This window comes from Streptomyces torulosus (assembly GCF_001419765.1).
Lineage (GTDB): Bacteria > Actinomycetota > Actinomycetes > Streptomycetales > Streptomycetaceae > Streptomyces > Streptomyces torulosus.
Map to the genome: position 1 here is coordinate 1 of NZ_LIRK01000454.1, position 16,084 is coordinate 16,084.

At 68.4% G+C, this 16,084-nt stretch carries 11 protein-coding genes and 2 pseudogenes; 8 read left to right on the plus strand and 5 right to left on the minus strand.

What is annotated here, in order from left to right; translation table 11 throughout:
- The 3 genes and pseudogenes from AOK23_RS29045 to AOK23_RS29055 all read right to left on the minus strand — a co-directional run.
- Positions 1–506: glycosyltransferase 87 family protein (locus AOK23_RS29045; RefSeq protein ID WP_157878184.1), on the minus strand; the 506-nt coding region annotated here is incomplete at its 3' end.
- Positions 507–799: 293 nt separating this feature from the next.
- The gene (locus tag AOK23_RS29050) at positions 800–2,044 is read right to left on the minus strand and encodes an IS110 family RNA-guided transposase (protein WP_055715573.1); all 1,245 of its coding nucleotides are present in this window, start codon (positions 2,042–2,044) and stop codon (positions 800–802) included.
- 896 nt (positions 2,045–2,940) lie between these two features.
- A pseudogene (locus tag AOK23_RS29055) lies at positions 2,941–3,480 on the minus strand (transposase); the annotation flags it as partial.
- A gap of 584 nt (positions 3,481–4,064) precedes the next feature.
- On the opposite strand from AOK23_RS29055, the gene AOK23_RS29060 reads away from it, so the two are divergent.
- The 5 genes from AOK23_RS29060 to AOK23_RS29080 all read left to right on the plus strand — a co-directional run bounded on the left by AOK23_RS29060 (position 4,065) and on the right by AOK23_RS29080 (position 11,261).
- Entirely contained in the window at positions 4,065–5,024 is a 960-nt protein-coding gene (locus tag AOK23_RS29060) for a LuxR C-terminal-related transcriptional regulator (RefSeq protein ID WP_157878185.1), read from the plus strand.
- A 225-nt stretch (positions 5,025–5,249) separates the two neighbouring features.
- Positions 5,250–6,629 carry an APC family permease gene (locus tag AOK23_RS29065; protein ID WP_055715575.1) on the plus strand — a complete coding sequence of 460 codons (1,380 nt, stop codon included), beginning with the start codon at positions 5,250–5,252 and terminating at the stop codon, positions 6,627–6,629.
- Between the two features lie 181 nt (positions 6,630–6,810).
- Positions 6,811–7,158, plus strand: a complete 348-nt coding sequence (locus AOK23_RS29070; RefSeq protein WP_055715576.1) for a N,N-dimethylformamidase alpha subunit family protein — start codon at positions 6,811–6,813, stop codon at positions 7,156–7,158.
- A gap of 17 nt (positions 7,159–7,175) precedes the next feature.
- Positions 7,176–9,491 (plus strand): N,N-dimethylformamidase beta subunit family domain-containing protein, encoded by a 2,316-nt coding sequence (locus AOK23_RS29075; protein WP_055715577.1) that lies wholly within the window; start codon positions 7,176–7,178, stop codon positions 9,489–9,491.
- Positions 9,492–9,821: 330 nt separating this feature from the next.
- Positions 9,822–11,261, plus strand: a complete 1,440-nt coding sequence (locus AOK23_RS29080) for a gamma-aminobutyraldehyde dehydrogenase (RefSeq protein ID WP_055715578.1) — start codon at positions 9,822–9,824, stop codon at positions 11,259–11,261.
- Positions 11,262–11,832: 571 nt separating this feature from the next.
- On the opposite strand, the gene AOK23_RS49010 is transcribed toward AOK23_RS29080, so the two are convergent.
- The gene (locus tag AOK23_RS49010) at positions 11,833–12,375 is read right to left on the minus strand and encodes a transposase family protein (protein ID WP_206336314.1); all 543 of its coding nucleotides are present in this window, start codon (positions 12,373–12,375) and stop codon (positions 11,833–11,835) included.
- Between the two features lie 384 nt (positions 12,376–12,759).
- Between AOK23_RS49010 and AOK23_RS51535 the strand changes: the two genes are divergently transcribed.
- Both AOK23_RS51535 and AOK23_RS29090 read left to right on the plus strand, forming a co-directional pair.
- Entirely contained in the window at positions 12,760–12,870 is a 111-nt protein-coding gene (locus AOK23_RS51535) for a cupin domain-containing protein (RefSeq protein WP_276205768.1), read from the plus strand.
- Between the two features lie 62 nt (positions 12,871–12,932).
- A complete protein-coding gene (locus tag AOK23_RS29090; protein WP_055715579.1) occupies positions 12,933–13,943 on the plus strand; it encodes an amidohydrolase family protein in 1,011 nt (336 codons plus the stop codon).
- On the opposite strand, the gene AOK23_RS29095 is transcribed toward AOK23_RS29090, so the two are convergent.
- Entirely contained in the window at positions 13,933–15,339 is a 1,407-nt protein-coding gene (locus AOK23_RS29095; protein WP_157878186.1) for an amidohydrolase family protein, read from the minus strand. The two genes, AOK23_RS29090 and AOK23_RS29095, sit on opposite strands and share 11 nt — an antisense overlap.
- Before the next feature lie 169 nt (positions 15,340–15,508).
- Between AOK23_RS29095 and AOK23_RS29100 the strand changes: the two are divergent.
- Positions 15,509–15,960, plus strand: a pseudogene (locus tag AOK23_RS29100) (cyclase family protein).
- Positions 15,961–16,084: the final 124 nt, after the last annotated feature.

Consider the following 16,084-nt stretch of genomic DNA (forward strand, 5'->3'; position numbering starts at 1 on the left):
ATGATGCTGGTCTGGCCCAGGTAGAGGGTGTTGCGGACCGGCAACGACAGCATCAGCAACGTCACCGCGACAGGCGCCGCCAGCAGAGCCGTCCGACGCGTGACCGGCTGCGGCAGAGCCCGCGCGGCGACCAGCCCGAGGGCGACGACCAGCAGGAGGGTGCCGAAGGTCCACCCCCAGCCGAGGGCTTGTTCCGTCGCACGGGTGAGGGGCTTGAGGACGAGGCCGCCGAACGGCGTACCGGCGAACCGCGTTGAGTCGTACAGCGAACCCGTGACCTGCAGGACACCGTCCGGTCCGACCCAGGTCTCCAGGTCGGTCAGCCGCTCCCCACTGGGCGTGTGCAGCACGACGGCGATCTGCCGAGCCGCCAGGACCGCGGCGACCAGCCAGAGCACGACGCGAACCGTCCCCAGCCGGGCCGCCGCGCCCGTGCCCACGGAACCGCCCGTTCTGCCCTGCTCCGCCACGCCCTGCCGTCCCTCCTGCTTCGTTCGCCGCCCCATGGAAAGGCTCGCACCGTCCTTGTCGTCAGACGCGGGCAACCCCCGCTTCACTTCACAGCCGCCCAGGTTTGGGGTGCGTCCCCCTTTGAGGGAGAGCCGTCGGTGGATCGGTGCGGGCGCCAGCAGCATGCTGGTGCGCCCGCGATGGTGGAGTCGACCGAGGTGTCCCAGTCGATCTCGCCCGCAGCGTCAGCCTGGGCTTGGACCTGCTGGAGTAGGCGTCAGGGTGGGTTTGGGTATGGCTGGGTGCCCGGTGGCCGTTGGTGGCTGCCGGGTGTCTGGTTCGGGGTGGGTCAGGCCGCGGTTTCCATCGGGTTGAGGGTGACGGTGTAGCCGAGCTGGTTGAGCTGGGTGATCGCGCGGCGGGTGGCCCGTTCGGGGTCGCGCTGGGTGAAATAGGTGCCGCCGAGTTCGTTGTAGGGCTTGTGGTCGGTGAGCATGTGCCAGATCGCGGTGATGATCGAGTGTTCGACGGCGACCAGCGCTCTGAGCGGGCCGCGGCGGGCGGTCAGCCGCCGGTAACGGGCGGCGAGGTAGGTGTCCTTGGTTCTGACCGCGCCGAACGCGGCAAGGCCGAGGGCGCCTTTGAGGTAGGGGTTGCCGGGCCTGACCTTGGTGTTCTTGGTGCGGCCGGCGGACTCGTGGTGGCCGGGGCAGACTCCAGCCCAGGACGCGAGGTGCCTGGCCGAGGCGAAGCGGGTCATGTCTCCGCCGGTCTCCGCGATGATCACTTCGGCGGTTGCCTGATTGATCCCGGGGATGGTGTCGAGCAGGTCGAGGGCGTCACGAAAGGGCGCCATCGCCTCTTCGATGCGTCCGCTGAGCTGGTCGATCATGGTGGTGAGCTGGTCGTACTGGTCGAGGTGCAGCCGGGTCAGGAAGGCGTGATGTTCGCGGAAGCGTCCGGTCAGCGCCTCGGTGAGTTCGGGGGTCTTGCTGCGGAGCCTGCGCTTGGCCATGTCCGCGAGGGTCTGCGGGTCGCGTTCGCCGTTGATGAGGGCTTCGAGCATGGCCCGGCCGGAGACGCCCATGATGTCGGCGGCGACCGCGGAGAGTTTGATGCCGGTGTCCTCCAGCAGCTTCTCCAGGCGCTGGACGACCCGGGAGCGTTCCCGGGTGGCGGTGGTGCGGGCCCGGGTCAGGTCCCGCAGTTCCCGCACCGGCTGCGGCGGGACGAAGGAAGGGCGGACCAGGCCGTGGGCGCCGAGCTGGGCCAGCCAGGCGGCGTCAGAGACGTCGGTCTTGCGGCCGGGCAGGTTCTTGACCTGCCGGGCGTTGACCAGGATCACGTTCAGATCGTCGGCCAGCACGTAGTAGAAGGGCTTCCAGTAGTCCGAGGTTGCCTCGATCACCACCAAGGTGACCTCGGCGGCGAGCAGGTGGTCGAGCAGGGCCAGGACCGCGTTCGCTGTCGAACCCCAGGTCGTGGTCTCGGTGGTGAACGATCCCCGCCGTTTCGTACTGGGGGTCCGGACGCACACCTTGGCGTCCTTCTTGCTGATGTCCAGGCCGGCGCACCGTTCGTGCAGTACGTCCACGCTCCCGCTCCCTCCCAGTCGGTATGCCGTTCCGGGAGGGCCAGGGTGCAGGAATTCTGACGCACGTGCTCACAGCAACACTCCACGGTCCCCGTGGACGGCCCCCAGTACCACGCTGACCTGCGAGCTCACAGGCATCACAGAGGCATCGGTTTCGGCCGGAACGAACCCCACCAGCATCCCGAACCGGCACCAACCCCCGTCAGGGCAGACGGAAGCACCTCCGGCGCGCGCCACGGGATTTACCACGCCCCCGGCGCGCACCGAAGGTGCGCTGGATCGCTGACCTGCGGCGAAGAAGGTAATAGAGGTCGTCGCTCGCCGTCCGGGCGACTGCCCTGAGGCTCGATACCAAGGTCCAGGGACCGGACAGGGACCGGGACGACGCAGTCGGGTCCAGGCCGACGGTGTTTCCACGCCGACTCGCTGTCCCATTTGCGGGTTGCGCGGCACGGGTTGTTGTCCCCAGCGCGGCAGTCGAGTACCGAGCCGACAGTGGAGGCAGTGCGGATACCGGCACGGCGGGTGCGTGGGCGCGGGTAGGGCGACGTCGGCTGTTCATCGTGTTGTGGGGCATTGGCGCCTTCGTGTCGCTCGATCAGTGATGTCGTCCAGGGGTGTCGGCGGCCTGCCTGCCGATGGCGCATCTGGTGTTCGGCGGCGGCAGCTAGCCGCTGGGAGGGCGTCCCGGCGGTGGCTGATGGATATAGGTAACGGCCCGAAGAGGAAACTGCCCCGACGGGTTACGCGACCCTCTTGCGCGGAGCCCTGCGGTTCGACTGGTCAGGCCGGTGCGCCGGTCACCAACAGGCCTTGTTCAACTTGGGTAATGAGCGCCCTGCTGGGAGCCGACGCGCTCGGGATCATCGCCGCGCCGGCCGACTGGCCGGTCACTTGTCGACGAACGCGAACAACGGATGATGGCCGAACGTCTTTTTCCAGGTCTTGGCGGCGTCCTGCTTCTCGGAGTGCGCCAGCACCAGCACGCCGTCGATGTCCACGATGACCTCGCCGCCAGCGTCCGGGGCCGCCTCGCCGGCCAGCCGCCAGACCCGCTCGCGGACTTCGGCCTGTGCCCGACGGACCGCCGCGAGCGCACGGGGCCCGGCCGAGGCCAGGGCGTCGACCAGGCGGGAGACTGTCGGGTCGGAGGCCACCGGCCCGAACACGGCGGGCTCGGCCCGCAGCATCGCGACATCGGCTAGCTAGGCAGCCTCCCCGCCCAGGGCCACGGTAAGCGCGAGGTCCAGCAGAATCTTGCCGGGATCATGGACCGCACGCGCCTTACACCACGGCGCCAGCGCCGCCGATATCGCCGCATCCAGCCCCGCCTTGCGGGCGGTCTCGACCAGCAGCACGGCGCCGGACTGCGAGACCACCCCGCGACCACCGCCTTCGACGCGGACACGCGGGTACGACCCGCCACGCTTACTCACCTGGAAAGTTCCTCCGGCCGGAGCGGGAACAGGGACCTAGGCAATCCTCATTCTCGCTGGTCAGAGGCCCTTTCTGCTTTATGGCCACCAGTCGTCGACATGATGCTGGGTGAGCGCGTCCAGCGATGTCTCCGCCACATGCACAGTGACGCTCATCGCTGCAATGCATCGCCGTCGCGGATCGGGACGGCGACGGAGCGGATACCGCCGGCGAGCTCTTCGTCCGCGACTGCCCATCCGCGCCCTCAGTTCGGTGTCGAGCTCATCAGCGCCGAGCCGCCAGAGGGGGGACGCCGGACCTGCTGGGCTCGGCAAGGACGTCGCAATACGCTGGTGCGTGAGGAAAGACCCCGACCGGCCCGCACAGGCATGCCGCCCGGACCGTTTCGTTGGATCCTGTTAACCCGGCAGCCAAGGGATCAGAAGCAGGACCAGCCAGGCTCATTCTCCCAGGCGGTCACCACGAGCGCGATGTACAACCGCAGCTCGCACCCTCAGGTCCCGAAAAGAGACGCTGCTATCGTGAGGTGGGGTAGCCCAGCTTCGAGAGGGATCCGCTGATGCAGCCATCCCACACCCGAGTCTTGGTCGAGGCGGCCTACGCGGCCGGAGCCGGTGACCGGCGCGAGGCCGCGATGACGGTGCTGAGGCTGCTTGAGCCGGTGACTCATCACGACGCCGGCGCCCTCATGCTCTGGGACCCGATGGCCCGTGCGCACCGCGCGCTCGCTACGGTCACCTACGGTGATGAAACAGTTGCCGCACTGGGTGACCGCTATGCGGCGAGCGCCGAGAACCGGCTGGTCCGGGAGCGGCGCCTGCCGTTGCGGATCGACGACGTGCCGGGCGACTACCGACGGTCCCCGATGTACCGAGAGGTGCTGGGACCTGCCGGCTTCGAGGACGGCATGACCGCGTGTCTCTTCTCGGACAGCGGTGTGTACACGGGCATGCTGCATTTCTCCGCGACGGAGCGCGGCGCGTTCCGGGACGACGCGGCCGAACTCCTCAAGGCCCTGGTGCCCGCGCTTGCTCAGATGTGCGACGTGGCTCGACGGCAGACCACCGGATGCGCCATACCGCCGGGAGCGAACGCCACCCTGATCGACCACACCGGCCGTGCCTGGGCCGTCGAGTCGTGCGCCCCGGCGCTCGCGCCCACGCAGCCCGAGTTCACCGGCTTTCTGCGTCGCTTCATGGCCTCGGCGCAGGTCGCCGCCACTGGGCTGCAGGCGTCGAGTGAAGGGTGGCTCTCGCTGCAGGTCCTGAAGGTGGCCGATCCGCTGGGACGGCCAGAGCCGGCTGTACTGGTGCAGGAGCTTCCGACGGCCGGCTTGCCCTATTCACTCTCGCCGCGCGAGTACGACATCCTGAACGGGATGGCGGCAGGGGTCTCGAACCAGCAGCTGGCATCGCAGCGAGACGTCTCCTTGCGCACGGTGACCACGCACGTGGAGCGGATCCTCCACAAGATGGGGCAGCCGTCGCGAGCCGGCGCGGTGGCGTCGGCGCTGCGCGAAGGCATTCTGCGCCTGGACCGCTGACCGCCGCTGTCGGTAGGAATGCGTATTGAGCCACAAGGTGGCCTAGCACCATATTCGAGGTGAAGAGAAGCCCGCGCTGAAGGCGGCCCCCACTCGCCGAGCTGGCTGCTGCCCGACCCCCGCGTCGTCCTATCCCCCTGTCGCCGCCACGGCATCGACAGCCGACCGGGGCTCGTTCATCCCTCAGGAGGCCCGGCCTTGAACGCTCCAGAAGCTCCGAAAACAGTGTCCGAAAGACCCGACGTTGCGGACGGCGACGGCGGCCGGCTGCACGAGCTCGGTTACGAGCAGGAACTCGCCCGTACGCTCAGCCTGGCCGACGTTGTCATCTACGGCCTGATCTACATGGTGCCGCTCGCCCCCGTCGCGGTGTTCGGCGTCGTCTACAACATGTCCGCCGGCGCCGTCGCCTCGGTCTACGTGGTGGCCGCGATCGCGATGCTGTTCAGTGCCGTCAGCTACAAGGAGATGGCGCTCCGGTTCCCGGTCGCCGGCTCGGTCTACAGCTACGTGCGCATGGGCAGCAACCGCTTCCTCGGGTTTGTCTCAGGGTGGGCCATCCTGCTCGACTACCTGCTGCTGCCCGCGCTGCTGTGCGTCTTCGCGGCCAGCGCGATGACCGGAGTGGTCTCCTGGGTGCCCGCCTGGGTCTGGGTGGTGATCTTCGTCGCCGCGACCGCCCTGATCAACATCATGGGCATCAGCGTCACCGCGGCGATGAACAAGATCTTCCTCTACATCCAGCTGGCCGTTCTGGCCGTGTTCCTGGTCTGGGCAGCCGTGCTCATCTTCCAGGGCAAGGCCCACCTGTCGCTCAACCCGTTCATCCCCGCGGACGGCGGCTCCTGGTCCCTGATCCTCGGTGCGGTCCCCGTCGCCGCGCTCAGCTACATCGGCTTCGACGCGATCTCGACCTTGAACGAGGAGGCCGAGGGCGGCGGCAGAACCGTCTCCAAGGCCACCATGATCGTCCTCTACCAGGTGACCGCGCTGTTCGTCGTGCAGGTCTTCGTGGCGGGCATCCTGGTTCCGACCGGGACGGAATTCGCCGACGGCGACGCGGTCAACAACGCCTTCTACAACGTGGTGGGCACGGCCATGGCGGACTGGTTCAAGACGGTCCTCCTGCTGACCGCCGCCCTGATCGCGATCTTCGCCAACACCATCGCGTCCAACGCCACCTCTTCCCGCCTGGTCTTCAGCATGGCCCGCGACGGGCAGCTGCCGAAGTTCCTGTCGCGGGTCAGCGACAAGCATCAGGTTCCCCTCAACGCGATGATCTTCATCGCAGTCCTGTCGGTGGGAGTCGGCATCCTCGGCGTGGAGCAGGCGGGACTGCTGATCACCCTGGTGACCTTCGGCGCGATCACCGCCTACATCCTCCTCCACGTCAGCGTCTTCACCCACTTCGTCGTCCGAGGCCGCAGCCGCAGCTTCTTCGTCCACTGGGTCTCCCCGATCCTCGGCGCCGGGCTTCTCCTGGTCGCACTGTGGAACGCGAACTCCGACGCCAAGATCGTCGGCTCGTGCTGGCTCCTCATCGGCCTCGGCGTGGCGGCGTACTTCAAGCTCACCGGCCGCTCGCTCAGCGGCTCCGACGCCTGACCTCACTCCCGCTCGCCGCCGGGCAGCACTCGGCATCGGTCCGAGGCACTGTTACCGAAGCGCGAGCCATAGTCGCTGCCCGGCGCCCGCGAGCCCGTCAAGCATGAAAGGCATCCTCAGTGAGCCCATCGTCCCTGTCCCGTCGCAGCGCAACGGTGTCCCAGCAGCAGGAGGTGAACTGATGCGCACCAGTGCAGACCGCTCGGCCGAACTGCTCGAAGTGTTCCGTCTGCGCAGCGAAGAACGCCTGCGCAAGGAGTGCACCGACGAGGTCGCCGCTGCCCATGAAGCGGCTCCCCTGGGACCGCACGACGACCGCACCCAACGCGTGCTGCGGGCGCTGCGCAGCCAGCCCGTCTCGGGCAAGCACATCATCTTCTCCGCAGGCCCCGACGGGCCCTGGCGCGTGTCGAAGATCGCCCTGGGCATGCCGGGCAACCTGCTCCTGACCGAACAGTCCTTCGAGGACTACGAAGACGCCATGCGGTACATCTTCACCGCGCGTGCCGCGGCACTGCAGCAGAACTAGAAAGAAACGAGAAGGTCATGGCACTCGCGAGCGGCCGCACGACGACCCAGAACGTCTTCGGCTACACCGATCGCTTCTCCGCCCGTCCCGGCGAGCAACTGTCGTTCCACATCAGCTGTGAAGGCCCTGCGACCTACGACGCCGCCCTGGTGCGCCTGCGACACGGATACGACGGGCAGGCGGGGCCCGGCTTCCTGGAGACCGAGGTCCCCTCCACCATCGACGGCACGTACCCGGGGCAGTACTACGCCTGCCAGCCCGGCTCCTATGTCGAGGTCCCCGACCCGAACGGTTTGCTGGCGACCCCCGACGCGCTGGTCATCCGCGCCTCCGTCTTCCCGACGCTTCCGCGCGACAACCGCTCAGGGAGCCTGGGCGCCTATCGGGTCAGCCAGAGCTCGGTCGGCTTCACCGGCGAACGCCAGGCGGTCATGGGCACCTGGGACGCGGCGACCATGACCGGCTGGGCCCTGCTGCTCGACGAGGGCAAGCCGTCTTTCGTATGGAGCGAGGGCGGTCAGCGGCGGACCCTCACCTTGGAACAGGAGCTGACGGCCCACCAGTGGTACCGGCTCGAGGTCGAACTTCCACGATCGGCGGGGCAGATCACCCTGCGGCAGACCCCGCTGGACCACTGCGCGGACCGGGTGGCACCGGCAGCCGCAGCCTCCGTACCCGAGCAGGCGAACGCACCCGCCTCGGCGGCCTGGACGGCTTCCTCCATGCCGTTCCGTATCGGCGCGCTGGCTCGCGAGGACGGTGACCGGCTGCTCGCGGCAACCGCGTTCAACGGGAAGATCGGTGGCATCCGCGTCGAACGCGCCACCGACGACGCCTCCAGGACGCGCGAGCCGGTTGCTGCCTGGCACTTCGGCCGCAGCGAGCGCCCCGACGGGCTGCTGCTGTGGGATGTGGTCGACGAGGGCCCGCACATGCTGTACGGGCGCTGCGTCAACGTGCCCGTCCGGGGCGTCACCGGGCCCACGTTCCAAGGTGTCGTGGAGGACTTCCGGCTCGCGCCGGACGAGTTCGACGCCATCCACTTCCATGACGACGACATCGCTGACGCCCAGTGGCCCGCGGCGTTCACCTTCGAGGTGCCCGAGGACCTGCCCAGCGGCGTCTACGCGGTGCGGCTGCGGGCCGAGGGCATCGAGCAGCATGTGCCCTTCCTCGTCGGGCCTGGCCGCCGGCGTAAGGACGTCGCCATCTTGTTCCCCACGGCCACCTACCTGGCTTACGCCAACGACCGGATCGCCTTCGAGGCGGACGGTATGGAGATGCTCCTCGGGCACACGCCCATCGTCCACAAGGAAGACCTTGTCCTGCAGGACCACCCCGAGTTCGGCCGCTCCCTGTACGAAATCCACAATGACGGGTCCGGCGTGGTGTTCGGCAGCGTCCGCCGCCCGCTGATCAGTCTGCAGCCGCGGTACCGGGCCTCGTTCATGAGCGAAGGTCCCTGGGGCCTGCCCGCCGACCTGTCCCTGGTGCACTGGCTGGAGACTGCGGAGTGCGAGTTCGACGCCCTCAGCGACGAGGACCTCGACCGGGAAGGCTACGACCTGCTGCGCGACTACCGCGTTGTGATCACCGGTAGCCACCCCGAATACGTCACGCGGCGCGAGCTCGACGCCCTCGAGGAGTTCACCGCGAACGGCGGCCGGCTGATGTACCTGGGCGGCAACGGGTTCTTCGCGACTGTCTCCTACGACCCCGACGCCCCGCACCTGATGGAGCTGCGCCGGGCCGACGGCGGCACCCGCCCCCACCAGTCCCCCTTCGCCGAGCGTCGCCATACCACCTCGGGCGAGGCCAGCGGCCTGTGGCGCAACAAGGGCAAGGCTCCGCAGCGTCTGGTTGGAATCGGGATGGCGGCCCAGGGTTTCGACCGCTGCACCTACTACGAGCGCCTTGCGGACAGCCGGGATCCGCGGGCGGCCTTCATCTTCGAAGGCGTCGGCGAGAACGAGCTCCTGGGCGACTTCGGCATCATCGGCGGCGGCGCGGCCGGCTCCGAGATCGACTGCTGGAACCCGGCGCTCGGCTCGCCGCCCGGAACCCTCATCCTGGCCACCTCCGGGCCCTTCTCCGACAGCTACCTGCTGGTGACCGAGGAGATCTTCGAGATGCTCCCGGGGATGGGCGGAACCGAGCAGCCGGCGGTCCGCTCGGACATGGTCTACTGCGCGCTGGAGGGCGGTGGCGGCTTCTTCTCGGTCGGATCCATCGCCTGGACCGGGTCGCTGTCCCACAACGGGTACGACAACAACATCGCGAAGATCACAGGCAACGTGCTGCGGCGCTTCAGCGACGAGAAGCCACTGGAGTAGGCCGCCCCTGCTGCCGAAGGTGATCCGCTCCGCCGGCGGAGCGGATCACCTTCCGAAATCCGGCTGCGCCGCCAGCACATGGCGCAGGGGCGCAGGCCACTCTCTGTGGCGGCTTCCGCGCACCCGATACCCGGCACCGCGCTGGTGCCCAGCCGGAGTCGGGGCAAGTGGAAATTTACGGCCCTGGCAGCCGGTCAAAGTCGCCGCCGTGCTGGTGCTGCCGTCCTCATCCCCATCCACGTGGCCCAGCGGTGTCGTCCGACGTCGCCCCCAGGCAGCCGAAGCCAAAGAAGCACGCGAGGAACCACCTATGTGCCGACTGGAGAACCAGTGACCACCGTTCTGCGCACGCTGCGAAACTACATCGGCGGCGAGTCCCTGGACGCCGCCGACGGGCAGACCATCGAGATCGTCAACCCGGTGACCGGTGAGTCCTACGCGACCTCGCCGCTGTCCGGCCGGGAGGACGTCGACGCCGCCATGGCCACGGCCGCGGCCGCGTTCCCGGCGTGGCGCGACACCACCCCGGCCGAGCGACAGCGCCTGCTGCTGAAGATCGCGGACGCTTTCGAGGCGAGGGCCGGAGAACTCGTCGCCGTCGAGTCTGAGAACACCGGCAAGCCCCTGGGGCTGACGGCGAGCGAAGAGGCGCCACCGATGGTGGACCAGATCCGCTTTTTCGCCGGCGCCGCGCGCCTGCTGGAGGGCCGCTCGGCCGGTGAGTACATGGACGGCATGACCTCCATCGTCCGGCGTGAGCCCGTCGGGGTCTGCGCGCAGGTCGCACCGTGGAACTACCCGATGCTGATGGCGGTCTGGAAGTTCGCCCCGGCGCTGGCCGCGGGCAACACGGTGGTCCTGAAGCCGTCGGACACCACCCCGGCCTCTACCCTGCTGATGGCCGCGATCATCGGGTCCATCCTGCCCAAGGGCGTCTTCAACGTAGTCTGCGGTGACCGCGACACCGGCAGCCTGATGGTTGAACACCCCACCCCGGCGATGGTCTCCATCACCGGCTCCGTACGAGCAGGCAGGCAAGTCGCCGGGTCCGCGGCCAGGGACGTCAAGCGTGTCCACCTGGAGCTGGGCGGCAAGGCGCCGGTCGTCGTATTCGCCGACGCCGACATCACCCAGGCCGTCGAGTGCATCTCGGTGGCCGGCTTCTTCAACGCCGGTCAGGACTGCACGGCCGCGACCCGCGTCCTCGTGCAGGAGTCGGTTCACGACGAGTTCGTGACGGCGCTGGCGAGGGCCGCCACCGGCACGAAGACCGGCCGACCCGACGACCCGGACGTTCTGTACGGACCGCTCAACAACGCCAACCAGCTCACGCAGGTCTCCGGCTTCATCGAGCGTCTGCCCGCCCACGCCAAGATCGAGGCAGGCGGCCATCGCGTCGGCAACAAGGGCTATTTCTACGCCCCCACCGTCGTCTCCGGCCTCAAGCAGGACGACGAGATCATCCAAAACGAGGTGTTCGGCCCGGTCATCACCGTCCAGCCCTTTCGCAACGAGGCACAGGCCCTGGAATACGCCAACGGCGTCGACTACGCCCTGGCCTCGTCGGTGTGGACCAAGGACCACGCACGCGCGATGCGCATGTCCAAGACGCTGGACTTCGGCTGTGTGTGGATCAACACCCACATCCCGCTGGTCGCCGAGATGCCCCACGGCGGCTTCAAACAATCCGGCTACGGCAAGGATCTGTCCGCGTACGGCTTCGAGGACTACACCCGTATCAAGCACGTCATGACGTCACTGGACGCGTGACGCCCGCGCCGACGCTGCCAGTGCCAAGCCGGATCGCCTAGCCGGGATCCCGACATCCGCCCGAAGTGAGGAAGGGATCCGCTGCAGAGGAGTTCGAGAACCCCTCTGAACTGGAGCAACGTCCAGGGAGCCGGGTTCTCCTCGTCCATCCTGGACGCGTTCGGGACGCAAGGATAGAAGCAGACCGGGCGGAGCATCTGCGCAAGGGAAGGGGAATCCGCTGCGCCATGCTTCGACCGTGTCCGCTGAGCTGGAGCGACGCCGAGGATTCCGTATCGGGCAGGTCTCCCAATGAGAAGTTTTCATCCTGTTTTCGCAGGTCACGGGGCTGGTGTGGGTCGGGGATGACGGACTCGTGCCGGTCAGCATCATGATCGTCCTGGGGAGATCGTCGGTCACCTCTGGATCTCGGTGTTCGCGAGGACGAGGAGGGCTCGCAGGAGCGTGGTGGCCTGCCGGGTGTCGGTGCGGAGCTTGGTCAGGGTCCGCCATGCCTTGAGGTTCGCGAAGCCGTGTTCGTTGGCGGCGCGTTCGCGGCTGACCAGGCGGTTCGTCTCCTTCTCGGCAGCGGTCAGCTGGTGGGGTTGCGGGTGGCCTTGCGGCCGGTGATGATCACCGGGTCGTCGTCGGGTTTGTCGTCGAGGCCGACGAAGCCGAGGTCGGCCAGGGCGCCGAGGCCGGCTTCGCGCAGGTGTCCGGTGATCTTGTTGTGGCGGGCGGTGGTGATCTCGCTGGACCGGCCGGGCTTGGCCGCGGAGATCCAGATCAGGTTGCCCTTCTCGTCGGTCAGCGCGAGAAACAGCAGGCCATGAGCCTTGTGCTTGCCTGAGTAGTTCTTCCGGTCGTCCTTCCCGGTGCGGCGGTGGGTGCGGATCAGGGTGCCGTCGAGGAGGACCACGACCCCGCCGCTGCGGGCAATCTTCTTCAACGCCCGGTCCAGGCGCGGGGACCGGGCGGCCAGCAGCTTGACGACTTCCTTCACCCATCGGCGAACGGTGGACTCCCCGACACCGTTGGCGCCGGCCATGTCGGCCAGACGCTGGTCGTGGCGCAGGACGGCGAGCACGATGACGGCCTGCCGGCCGGGTTCGGCCTTGCGCCAGGGCGAGCGCATCTGGTTCCGGCGCCGGCTCCGGCGACACGATGCCCGGCGGTCGCCGTCCACCGTCGGTGGCCTCAGCCCATTGCCCGAACACCACCTCGGCGGCCTCCAACCGGGCCACCTCCAGCTCGAGTTCACCCAGCTCCTTGCGCAGCAGTTCGGCACGTTTCGCCAGCTCAAGCCGCCGCTCGATCATCCACGTCAGTACGTCCGTCATGAACATTCCTCCAGACGCGGAACCTACGCAGCAGCCCCCGAACCTCACGCCAGAACCCGCGAGAACGCCCACGCCAGACGATCTCGTGCTAACGATCAGGCCACCTGTCAGCGTGAGTACCTCACCGGCGCATCACACCAGCCTCACTGAACTGCGGAAACGAGCTGGGCGCAGCCTCACTGGAGAAGTTCCAGTGGTACTGCCTCAACTGCGACGCCCTCGTGCACGAGATCGAACTGCAAGTGCGCGACATCGTCGAGGACCTGCCGCCGGTGTTCGAACAGTTCTAGACCGACGAATCTCTGCGCGAGTGCGCGAACTGCGGCACCGTCCACCCGGGAAAGTCCGCCCTGTGACCAGAGTGATCGACGTCCACACCCACTACGTCCCACGCGGCTGGCCACAGCTCGGTGCCCTCGCCACCTCCCCGTGGCTACGGGTCGACAGCGAGCGCGAAGCGACGATCATGGTCGGCTCGGACGAGTTCCGCCGCATCCTCGCCAACTGCTGGGACGCCGACCTGCGGCTTCACGACATGGCCGAAGTCGGCGTCGACGCGCAGGTCGTCTCGCCAACGCCGGTGTTCTTCTCCTACGACCGCACACCCACCGAGGGTGTGAAGATCGCGAAGGTCTTCAACGATCTCGCGCTGGAGATCTGCGCACCGGCGCCGGGCAAGCTGGTGCCGTTCTGCCAGGTGCCCTTGCAGGACCCGGATCTGGCCTGCGCGGAACTCGACCGCTGCCTCGCCGCGGGCCATCGTGGCGTCGAAATCGGCAACCACGTCGGCGACCGCGACCTCGACGACGCCGGCATCGTCACGTTTCTCCAGCACTGCGCCTCGCGCGGCGTGCCGGTGTTCGTGCACCCGTGGGACATGCCGGCCTCACCGCGCTTGAACCGCTGGATGTCGCGGTGGCTCACCGGAATGCCCGCAGAAACCCACTTGTCCGTGCTCGCGATGATTCTCGGCGGTGTGTTCGGCCGCCTGCCCGAGGCGCTGAAGATCTGCTTCGCGCACGGCGGTGGCTCGTTCGCGGTCTGGCTCGGCTGGCTGGAGAACGCATGGCACGGGCGACCGGACGTGATTGGGATGTCGGAGAAGCCGCCGTCGAGCTGCGTCGGCCGGTTCGCCGTGGACTCGGTGGTGTTCGACCCGTCGGCGCTGCGCCTGCTCGTCGACGTGCTCGGCGTGGAAAACGTCCTGCTCGGCAGCGACTACCCGTACCCGCTCGGGGAGCGCCCGGCGGGACAGGTCGTGCGCAAGGCGCAATTCCTCACCGACGCAGACCGCGCCCTGCTGCTGGGCGGCAACGCGGCGAAGTTCCTGTCGCTGCCCACCGGCAGCCGCCTCACCGGCTGATCGGCCACTGGGGCGGACGGCGCCCGCCGAGCTTGTCGAGTGCGGGTCCGGCGGCCTCGTCGACCGCCTCGGCCACCTCCTCGACATCGACCGTCGTGAGCACCCGGTCCCGCATGACCACCCGGCCGTCGATCACCACGGTCGTCGCGTCGGCACCGCTGCCCGCGTAGACGAGGTCAGCGACCGGATTGCCGAACCGGAACGGCCGGTACGCCAGGCTGGACAGGTCGAACAGAGCGAGGTCCGCGGTCTTGCCGGCCTCGACCGAGCCCAGCCGGTCCGACGCTCGCATGGCCTTGGCGGCGTTCACCGTGGCCATCTCGAACACCGAGGTGACCGGCATGACCGAATAGTCGCGGCGGGCGTCCTTGTGGCAGACCGCCGCCAGGTACATCACCCGCACCAGGTCGAGGAACCGGCTGATCGCGGCGGCGTCGGTGCCCAGTACCAGTTCGGTACCGGCTGCGGCCAGGTCCGGGATCGCCCCGTGGGCGACCCACCCCTGGCCGCCCAGCAAGCTGGTCGCCGGGCAGTGGGCGACGAATGCGGGCGTGTCGGCGAGCCGCTTCACGTCGCCCTCCGGCAACCACCCGATGTGCGCGAGCACCGGTGCCAGCTCCAGCACCCCGAAACGTTCGTAGCGCTCAAGTTCGGCGTTGCGCTCGGGCTGCGCGATATCGGACGGCGGCCGCCTGCCGATGAAGTGACCGGCCACTCCCGTGTCGCGGTCGGCGGCGTGTGCGACGACGCCCTGGATCAGTTCGTCGCTGACCGACGTCGGGTCGTCGAGCCCGTACCACACCTGGATGCGGCCACCGGCCGATCCGTTGAACCGATCGTAGACCTCGTCCGCGTGACCGAGTACTTCCCTGACGGTCGCGGGCTCCCGGCCGAGCATGCCGGGCAGGTCGCTCGTACGAGGCACGATGACCCCGCGAATGCCGATCCGCTCGGCCGCCCGCCACGTTTCCGCCGACTGGGGACTGCCCGCGTCGATGAACGTGGTGGTCCCGTGGCGGATCATCTCGGCGTACGTCGCCAGCGAACCGATATAGGCTTCGTGTGGCGTCAGCATCTTCTCGTGAGGAGCCATGACCCCGGCCAGCCGACGCTCGGGAGGCAGCTCGTCGAGAAAGCCGCCACCAACGAGGTATCCGCTGGCCGGGTGCTGGTGGGCGTCGATGAGCCCCGGGGTCAGCAGGCTGCCCGGTTCCTCGATCAGGGTCTCCGGCCGGTAGCGGGCGAGGATGTCCGCCCGCCGGCCGACCGCGACGATCCGGTTGTCGCGGACCGCGACGGCGCCGTCGAGCTGAATCTGTCGCTGAGCGTCCATCGTGGCGATCGCGCCCGCGGTGATCACCAGGTCGGCGGGCTCACCCGTCCCGTTCGTTTCCACCGAGCTGTCCTCCATCGCCGGAATTGCGCGTCATCTGGTCACTGGAGACGCTAACCATTTCGCCGCGCCGCGGCCATAACCCCTGGGTGTTATCGGGCGCTGCCGCTATGACCGGAAAGGCATAGCTATGCCTGGATAGGCATTGGTGCGCGCCGAACTCACGGCGCCGCTGTCGGCGGACACCCCGGTGCACCTCCCGCCGGACATGGCGCCGATTCCCCGGTTCCGCCTGGAGGAGCTGGCGAAGTACGACGAGCGGGGCCGGACGTCATACCAGAACGGCATTCACACCGGCGAGCACGTCGGCACCCACTTCGACGCGCCGCGCCACTGGGTCACCGGCGCCGACCTGGAGGATGTCGCGTCCGTACCGGCGACCCGCCTGGTCGCGCCGGCCGTCGTGATCGACAGGACCCACGCCGGGCAGGCGTTTCGCTTCGATCCCGAGTTCCCCGTCCATTCGCACATCCTCGGCGCCGGCAAGTACGGCATCACCCAGCTGCAGAACCTGCACCTGCTGCCCCGACGGGCGCGTTGCTGATCGTGGCGCCGCTGCGGATCGTCGGCGGCTCCGGCAGCCCGGCCCGCGTCCTGGCACTGGTCGAGAACGGAGCGAAGTGAGCATGCTGGTGCACGAGGCCATCGGTCGCTACCTGACCGAGCAGGGCGTGCGCGCCGCTTTCGGCGTGGTCGGCAGCGGCAACTTCCATTTCACGCAGCGCTGATATTGATCAGAAACTCAAAG

What these genes read in the sequence shown, in the direction of transcription:
- AOK23_RS29070 (WP_055715576.1), top strand. Translation starts at nt 6,811, where the DNA reads ATGCGCACCAGTGCAGACCGCTCGGCCGAACTGCTCGAAGTGTTCCGT.
- AOK23_RS29075 (WP_055715577.1), top strand. Translation starts at nt 7,176, where the DNA reads ATGGCACTCGCGAGCGGCCGCACGACGACCCAGAACGTCTTCGGCTAC.
- AOK23_RS49010 (WP_206336314.1), bottom strand. Translation starts at nt 12,375, where the DNA reads ATGCGCTCGCCCTGGCGCAAGGCCGAACCCGGCCGGCAGGCCGTCATC.